3 protein-coding genes are annotated in these 1,726 nt (G+C 73.3%); 1 reads left to right on the forward strand and 2 read right to left on the reverse strand.

The genetic code is table 11. The features are described 5' to 3' along the window. The first annotated feature begins 187 nt into the window (after positions 1-187). Entirely contained in the window at positions 188-391 is a 204-nt protein-coding gene (locus G5C65_RS36765) for a cold-shock protein (RefSeq protein WP_165303376.1), read from the forward strand. A 178-nt stretch (positions 392-569) separates the two neighbouring features. Here G5C65_RS36765 and G5C65_RS36770 read toward each other — a convergent pair whose 3' ends face one another. Next, positions 570-1,043, reverse strand: a complete 474-nt coding sequence (locus tag G5C65_RS36770) for a ribose-5-phosphate isomerase (protein WP_165303377.1) — start codon at positions 1,041-1,043, stop codon at positions 570-572. A gap of 5 nt (positions 1,044-1,048) precedes the next feature. Continuing rightward, positions 1,049-1,726, reverse strand: a 678-nt coding sequence (locus G5C65_RS36775; RefSeq protein ID WP_165303378.1) for a DAK2 domain-containing protein, incomplete at its 5' end; no start/stop codon positions are given.

The following is a 1,726-nucleotide window of genomic DNA, read 5'->3' on the forward strand; positions in this document are numbered from 1 at the left end:
CCCGGTGGGGTGATCTTGAACTCTTCCGCCGTCCGCAGGCACCGTGCTAGGCTCAAAGCAAGTTGCAGTTTGGTTTCCCTTGCAGTACAGAGCCTGCGGAGCATGTGACCGCGGGCTCTTTGCTTTTCTTCAGGATTCTTCGTGGGTGCTGGGAGCAGGGCAACCCTTATAGGCCCAAGGAGGGCTTATGGCTACCGGAACCGTCAAGTGGTTCAACGCCGAGAAGGGCTTCGGCTTCATCGCCCAGGACGGCGGCGGCCCCGATGTCTTCGTTCACTATTCCGCGATCAATGCCTCTGGCTTCCGCTCCCTTGAGGAGAACCAGATCGTGACCTTCGACGTCACGCAGGGCCCGAAGGGTCCGCAGGCCGAGAACGTCACGGCGTCGTAGTAGGCGGCGTCCACGACTAGCAGTACCCAAGGAGCCCCCCGTCGCAGACGGGGGGCTCCTGCCTTTCCGGCCCCCGACAGGGGCGCGGGGAACTGCGCGACCAGCAACGCACCTACCCGCACCCTGCGACGAGACGGCAAGGGGCAGCCCCTGCCCAGCAGGCACCGCCGGAAACGGCCTAGCAGCCCCGCTCGTAGCCGGAGATCGCGGCGACCTTCGCCGCCGACGCCGAGCTCTCGTCGAAGCGGAGCCCCAGCCACTCGTCCAGCAGCGTCCTGGCGAGCTCCAGCCCGATCACCCGCTGCCCGAAGCACAGCACCTGCGCGTTGTTGCTGAGCACGGAGCGGCGCACGGAGTAGCTGTCGTGCGCGGTGACGGCGCGTATGCCGGGCACCTTGTTGGCGCTGATGGCGACCCCCAGCCCCGTCCCGCACACCAGCAGCGCCCGGTCCGCCGCGCCGTCGGCGACCCGCCGCGCCGCCTCGACGGCGACGTGCGGGTACGCGGTGTGCTCGTCGCTGCCGACTCCCACGTCCGTCACCTCGGCGACCCTCGGGTCACCCTTGAGGTCGTTCTTGAGCGCTTCCTTGTACTCCAGTCCGGCGTCGTCGCAGCCGACGACGACATGAAGGGGTGGTGCGTTGGTGGTCACAGCGGTCAGCCTCCCAGCGGAGTCGCGGCGGACGGTTCTGACGGGGTGGAGGGTGCGGTCTGCGGGGTCAGCGCTGTGAGGACGAGCGCCAGCGACGTGGCCCCGGGGTCCGGGGTGCCGACGCTGCGCTCGGCGAGCGGCCGGGCCCGCCCCAGCTTCGGGCGCAGCCCGGCGGTGGCCTCGGCGGCGTCCCGCGCCCGCGCCGCGGCCTCGCCGTACGCCGCGGCGGGCGGCCGCCCCTCCCGCAGCAGCGCGGCGAAGCCGGTGACGAACGGGTGCAGCGCGTCGACCAGGGTCTTGTCGCCGGGCTCGGCCCCGCCCAGCCCGGTGACGGCGTCCAGTGCCGCCTCGGCGGCCGAGGCCCACTCCCCCGGCTCCGGCGCCCGGTCGGCGGGCAGCCCGGCGCCGAGGGCGCGCAGCCCCGCGCCCCACAGCGCGCCGGAGGTGCCCCCGGCCTGCGCCGCCCACGCGTCCCCGGCCGCCGCGAGCAGCGCGGCGGGCGCGGTCTCCGCGGCGTGGGCCTGTTCGGCGGCGGTGAGCGCCGCGTCGACGCCCTTGCACATGCCGCGCCCGTGGTCGCCGTCGCCCGCGACGGCGTCCAGCCGGCCCAGCGCCTCCTCCTGCTCGTGCAGCACGGTGTGCGCCGAGGGCGCGCAGCCCCGCGCCCCACAGCGCGCCGGAGG

Source organism: Streptomyces boncukensis (assembly GCF_011045075.1).
Lineage (GTDB): Bacteria > Actinomycetota > Actinomycetes > Streptomycetales > Streptomycetaceae > Streptomyces > Streptomyces boncukensis.